Source organism: Mesorhizobium sp. M7A.F.Ca.MR.362.00.0.0, from assembly GCF_004023175.1.
Lineage (GTDB): Bacteria > Pseudomonadota > Alphaproteobacteria > Rhizobiales > Rhizobiaceae > Mesorhizobium.
On sequence record NZ_RZTF01000355.1, the window covers coordinates 1 to 5,634 of the forward strand.

A 5,634-nucleotide genomic window follows, 5' to 3' on the forward strand; every position below is an offset into this window, starting at 1 on the left:
GACCAGCACCGAGCCGGCCGTTTTCGGCAGGCGCCGCACCGCGTGCAGCGCCACCGCCAGCGGCTCGGCCATCGCCGCGACCCGCTCGTCGAGCCCGGCATCAATGATATGCAAGAGCCGTGCGGGCAGCACCGCCTGTTCGGCAAACCCGCCGTCGCAGACCTCTCCGACGAAGCCCAGTGACGCGCAGAGATGCCGCCTGCCGCCATGACATTGCGCGCAGTCTCCGCACCAGAACCGGGAATCAGCGACCACCCTGTCACCGATGGCGAAGGCGTCCACGCCCGCGCCGATGGCAGTCACCGTGCCGGTCAGCTCATGGCCGGCCGTCGAAGGCGACCGGCTTATCCACTGTCCCGTGCGGAAATTGTGCAGGTCCGAACCGCAAATGCCTGCGGCGTCGACTTTGAGCTTCACCCAGCCCGCATCCGGCACGCCCGGCGTGGCGATGTCCTCGATGCGCAAGTCACCAGGTCCATACAGTCGTGCGGCCTTCATCACGATCGCTTCCGCTCAACCGGCGAGATAGCGGTCGCGGATTTCCGAGACCGCGTTCTCATGCGAGCTGAAGCCCTCGTAGCGGGCGAGCCTGCGGGCGTGCAGAGCGAGTTCCGGATAGGCCACCGAGGTGACATAGCCGACCGACGACAGCTTGACGAAATCCGTTACCGAAAGCGGCCCGTAGGTCCGCGCCCAACGGCTGGTCGGCAGCACAGCATTGGGACCGAGAACGAAGTTGGCCAGCGTCACCGGCGTGTGCGGGCCCATCAGAATTTCGGCCGCCTCGGTGATGCGCCCGAGATGCGCGAACGGCTCCTTCGACAGAATCTCGAGATGTTCGGGCGCATAGTCGTTGATGAAGCGGTAGCTGTCTTCCAGCGACGCGGTCAGCACGATGCCGCCGCGCTTGCCGGTCAGCACCGCGCGCGAAAACTCGACACGCTGCTCGGTCATCCGCGACCAATGCTCGGGAAGTGCAGCAAGCGCTGCTTCTGCAACCTTGCGGCTGTGCGTCACCAGATAGGCCGAGGAATCCGGCCCGTGCTCGGCTTCGATCAACAGGTCGAGCGCGGCAAGGCCGCCGTCAACGCTTTCATCGGCAAAGATGATCGCTTCCGACGGGCCGGCCGGAAGGCCTGTGTTGATGACCGAGGACAGCACGCTCTTGGCCGCGACCACCCACGGGCTGCCGGGGCCGACGATCTTGAGCGCGGGCTTCACCGTCTCGGTGCCGTAAGCGACGGCGGCAACTGCCTGGGCGCCGCCGCATTTGTAGACCGTGCCCACGCCGGCGAGACGCGCGGCGACGAGCGTTGCCGCATCCACCGAACCATCCGATGTCGGCGGCGTCACGATGGCGATCTGCGGCACGCCGGCAATCACCGCCGGCACCGACGTCATCATCGTCACCGATGGAAAGGCGCCCTTGCCGCGCGGCACGTAGAGCGCAACGGATGCGATCGGCGTGTACCTGTCGCCGGCATAGGCGCCCGGCCGGACTTCCTTGAGCCACATCGTCTCCGGCTTCTGCTCCTCATGGAAATGCCTGATGTTGTCGATGCCGAACCGGATGCTCTGGACGACATCCTTTTCCACCTTGTCGAACGCCGCGTCGAACTCGGCTTCCGACACCTGCAGTTCGCCCTCGGCGACATTGGCCTTGTCGAGTTCCCTGGCGAAGCGGATCAAGGCGGCATCGCCTTCGTCCTTGACGGCCTGGATGATCGGCCGGACCTTCTCGACGAAGACCGTCAGATCGGCCTCGGCGCGCTTCAGCAGACTGGCGCGCTGGTCGGCATCGATGGATGACAAATCGTGGAAGCTGATGTCGGACATGATTGCTCGTCTCCTGGAACTCTTGGAACGCAATGACGGTTGGCCCGTGGATGGCCATAGTTCTGCGGGTCGACAGGCCGACCGGGGCAAGGATCAAAGCCGTCGAGAGGCTTCACCGGGCAAAAGTATATACATGTATGTATGATAGTCGCCAGCAATTTTTCCATCATCCTTCCCGTCGAAACTACGGAGACAAACCTGCCTCGTCAGATCGAGGCGAGAAAGCCGCCATCGACCGGAATGGACTGGCCGGTTATGTAGGCAGCCGCATCCGAAGCGAGGAACACGGCGATGCCATGCAGGTCGTGGAGGTCGCCGAAACGACGCTGCGGGATCTTGGCCAGCATGGAGTGCTGCCATGCCTCGTTGCTGTAGAAAACGTCGGTCATCGCCGTCCTGAAATATCCCGGCGCGATGGCGTTGACCCTTATGCCAAGCTCCGCCCACTCCGCCGCAAGGGCGCGGGTCATGCCGAGCAGGCCCGACTTCGACGAGCCGTATGGCACCGCGGTGGGAATTCCGACTTCGGATGTCAGCGAGCACAGATTGATGATGGCACCAGGACGGCCGGCATCGCGCATCTGCCGCGCGGCGGCCTGGGCGCAGAAGAACGCTCCCTTGAGATTCGTGTCGACGATCCTGTCCCACAGCGCCTCGTCGACATCGAGCGAGGGCCGCACCTCCTCCATCCCGGCATTGTTTACGAGAATGTCGAGACCGCCAAGCAGGCCGGCAGCCTCGTTGGTGGCTGCGCGGCAGCGGCCGACATCGGTGACGTCGAGAGCGATGGCGTGCGCCACTCCGCCGGCGGCGCGGATGGCTGCCGTTGTGTCCTGCAATGAGGCCAGGCTCCGCGCCGAGACCGCGACGTCGGCGCCGGCAGCACTCAGCGCTTCGGCGATGCTGCGCCCGATGCCTCGGCTTGCGCCGGTGACAAGCGCCTTCCTGCCGGAGAGATCGAAGAGAGAAGCGTTGCGCATGTGATCCTCCTTGCCGGCGTCGGTTTCCGCTTCAGCGTCGAGACTATCAGACCAAGTTACATATACAAGCATATACAAACTATTTCGACTACGGTACGGATGACGAAATCCACCGCAGAGGAGCCCGCCCGTGTCGAAAGCCTCGGACATGGTCCGCACCGAAGTCAACCGTTTGTCGCCCTACAATTCCGGGCTGACCATTGACGAGGTCATGGAGCGATACGCACCGGCCAGGATCGCCAAACTGGGCTCCAACGAAAACCCGCTCGGGCCCAGCCCGACCCTCGCCACGACGATGCATGCCGGCTCCGAGATGTTCCGCCTCTATCCGGACCCTGCCGGGCGCAAGCTGCGCCAGGCGATCGGCGACAAATATGCCGTCGCCGAGGGCCAGATTATCCTGGGTAACGGTTCCGAAGATCTTCTCTCCGTCATCAGCCGTGCCGTGTTGCGGCCCGGCGATGCCGTCGTCACCCTCTATCCGTCGTTCCCGCTGCATGAGGACTACGCGACGCTGATGGGGGCGACCGTCAAACGCGTTGCCGTCAACGGCGATCTCACCATCAATGTCGATGCGCTGGTCGAGGCGGTGCGCGAAAGGCCGCGCATGCTGCTGTTTTCGAACCCGATGAACCCGGTCGGCAGCTGGCTCTCCGGCGGCGATCTGTCGAGGGTTCTGGATGCGGTCGGCGACGAGACGCTGATCGTCATCGACGAAGCCTATGCCGAATATGCCAAGGGCGACGATTATGCGTCGTCCCTGCCCTATCTCGAAAAGCTGGGCCGGCCCTGGATCGTGCTGCGGACCTTTTCCAAGGCGTTCGGTCTGGCCGGATTGCGGATCGGCTTCGGCATCGTCGGTGACCCGGAGCTGCGCGCGCTGCTCGATCGCGTCCGCACGCCTTTCAACGCCAACGCGATGGCCCAGGCGGCCGCACTCGCGGCACTGGCCGACGACGAACACCTTGCCAGGGTCGTCGCGCTGGCCAATGCAGAGAGAAAACGCGTCGAGACTTTCCTGGCGAGCAAGGGCCTCGATGTCGCTGCCTCCAGGGGCAACTTCCTGTTCTTCAACTGCCGGCAAGATGCTTCCGCCTTCGTCGAAGGCCTGCTGCGTCACGGCGTCATCGTCAAGCCGTGGAAGCAGCAGGGTTTTGACACCTATGTGCGAGTCAGCATCGGCTCGACAGCGGAGAACGACCATTTCATGGCCGTTCTGTCGGAGCTGTTGTGAATACACGCTTTGGTCGGGATTCGGACGGGCAAGTTGACCCGCGCCTTGCGGCTGCGATGTGCCAGTTCGGACACGATGACACTCTGCGGCGCAGTTCGTTGAACGAAGGCAATAGATTTTTTGGGCTTCAAGCCGACAGCAGGCCTTAACTTTCGCGGCGTGGGTTTTTACATCTCGGGGGTCTGCAAACGATCGACGCTGAGGAGGCTCCCTTGCAGCAACCAGATGACATCGCCGCCCGCCGATTGGGCATTCTCATCGAGCAATATGTGGAAGCGCGCAAAAAGCGCTACGACTATGTGTCGACCGAGCAGGCCTATCGGGCCATCCGGCAGGTCCTCAAACCCGCCATTCCCGATCGCGAACTCGACGACATGGTCGCCTCGCTTGCCGTGAAGAACGGCCTGGCGGTCGTTTTCGACCGCCAAACCAAATCGTCTGCCGATCATGTTCCTCGGGGCACAAGGCCCTAGATCAACGCAGGTCTGCAGGCGTCGAGCGCCACATCGATACGGGGCCAAACGGCCCCGTATCGATGTGCATCGCCGGAGGAACGAGCGATACACCCGCGCCGTAGGCCTGTGTGCCGCAAGCCGACGGGCGTGGCGGCTTCAGGCGGCAGTGCTGACCTTGCCCGGCTCAAGGATCGACTTGACCTTGTCGGCGACGGCGCGTCCCAGATCGGCGTTGTTTCCGGCAGTAAAATGGATGCCGTCAACACCATCCGTGGTGAGGTAATCGCCGGCATTGAGGAAATCGATCTTCATGAAATCCGCCATCGCCTTGTACTGCCTGGCCAGATCCCTGGATTTTTCGTGCCCGCCACCAAACATGCCCTCGAACCACGGATCGGGCATCGGGGTCAGCGGCGGCGGCGCAATGACCAGCGCCTTGGGAGCCGGATAAGGGGTGCCGATGCCGCCGGCACTGGTCAGGATCTGCCCGACCAGTTTCGCCATTCCATTGGCGATCTCATAAGGCGTCCGGCGGAAATAAGACTTGGTGTCGTTGGTGCCGAGCATGACGATGACCAGGTCGAGCGGCAGATGGCTGGCGATGGCCGAGGGCAGATAGTTCGCCCCGTTCAGGCGCGGATCGTTGGGGTCGTCGAGACAGGTCGTGCGCGCGCTCAGGCCTTCTTCGATGATGTGGTAGCCCGCCCCCAGCGCCGCCGCCATCACACCGGTCCAGCGCTGATCATAAGGGTAGCGGTAGGTCGGCGACCCTTCCTTGACCGGAACCCAGCCCCAGGTCAGCGAGTCGCCGTAGCACATGATGTTTTTTGGCGGTGACATCCATGTTTCTCCATCTGTTTGCAATTGTCTGAACGCCGGCGCACTTGCTCTTCGCCGTTTCAAATCAGGGGTTTCGCACGCGCACTCCGTAGAAGATCGCCGCGCCGAGGATGATGACGCCCTGCGCGATGAGCTTGCCGGGCTCGTCGATGCCGAGCACCGTCATCACCACGAACAGCAGCGCAAAACACAGCGCCCCGAAGAAAGGCCCCCAGACGCCGCCGTCGCCACGACCGAAGACGACGCCGCCGAGGATCGTTGCCGCGACCGCCAGGATCGGCAGGGCGAG

The 5,634-nt window shown here is 63.4% G+C and carries 7 protein-coding genes (1 of these 7 only partly in view); 2 read left to right on the top strand and 5 right to left on the bottom strand.

Going from position 1 to position 5,634, the window contains the following annotated elements; translation table 11 throughout:
* The 3 genes from EOC06_RS29655 to EOC06_RS29670 all read right to left on the bottom strand — a co-directional run.
* Positions 1-498, bottom strand: a 498-nt coding sequence (locus tag EOC06_RS29655; protein ID WP_164898804.1) for a zinc-binding dehydrogenase, incomplete at its 3' end; no start/stop codon positions are given.
* A 15-nt stretch (positions 499-513) separates the two neighbouring features.
* Positions 514-1,836, bottom strand: a complete 1,323-nt coding sequence (hisD, locus tag EOC06_RS29660) for a histidinol dehydrogenase (RefSeq protein ID WP_128309465.1) — start codon at positions 1,834-1,836, stop codon at positions 514-516.
* A gap of 206 nt (positions 1,837-2,042) precedes the next feature.
* A complete protein-coding gene (locus EOC06_RS29670) occupies positions 2,043-2,816 on the bottom strand; it encodes an SDR family NAD(P)-dependent oxidoreductase (RefSeq protein ID WP_128309466.1) in 774 nt (257 codons plus the stop codon).
* Positions 2,817-2,946: 130 nt separating this feature from the next.
* On the opposite strand from EOC06_RS29670, the gene EOC06_RS29675 reads away from it, so the two are divergent.
* Positions 2,947-4,050 (top strand): histidinol-phosphate transaminase, encoded by a 1,104-nt coding sequence (locus EOC06_RS29675; protein WP_127396910.1) that lies wholly within the window; start codon positions 2,947-2,949, stop codon positions 4,048-4,050.
* A 212-nt stretch (positions 4,051-4,262) separates the two neighbouring features.
* Positions 4,263-4,523 carry a hypothetical protein gene (locus EOC06_RS29680; RefSeq protein WP_127321364.1) on the top strand — a complete coding sequence of 87 codons (261 nt, stop codon included), beginning with the start codon at positions 4,263-4,265 and terminating at the stop codon, positions 4,521-4,523.
* Between the two features lie 138 nt (positions 4,524-4,661).
* On the opposite strand, the gene EOC06_RS29685 is transcribed toward EOC06_RS29680, so the two are convergent.
* Positions 4,662-5,345, bottom strand: coding sequence for an SGNH/GDSL hydrolase family protein (locus tag EOC06_RS29685; RefSeq protein WP_127271777.1), 684 nt, complete (start codon positions 5,343-5,345; stop codon positions 4,662-4,664).
* A 59-nt stretch (positions 5,346-5,404) separates the two neighbouring features.
* On the bottom strand, positions 5,405-5,634 hold the final stretch of the coding sequence (locus tag EOC06_RS29690; protein WP_245470196.1) for an ABC transporter permease. 730 nt of this gene lie beyond the right edge of the window; the window shows 230 of its 960 coding nt (coding positions 731-960); its start codon lies off the right edge, out of view; its stop codon occupies positions 5,405-5,407.

What these genes read in the sequence shown, in the direction of transcription:
- hisD (WP_128309465.1), bottom strand. Translation starts at nt 1,836, where the DNA reads ATGTCCGACATCAGCTTCCACGATTTGTCATCCATCGATGCCGACCAG.
- EOC06_RS29670 (WP_128309466.1), bottom strand. Translation starts at nt 2,816, where the DNA reads ATGCGCAACGCTTCTCTCTTCGATCTCTCCGGCAGGAAGGCGCTTGTC.
- EOC06_RS29685 (WP_127271777.1), bottom strand. Translation starts at nt 5,345, where the DNA reads ATGTCACCGCCAAAAAACATCATGTGCTACGGCGACTCGCTGACCTGG.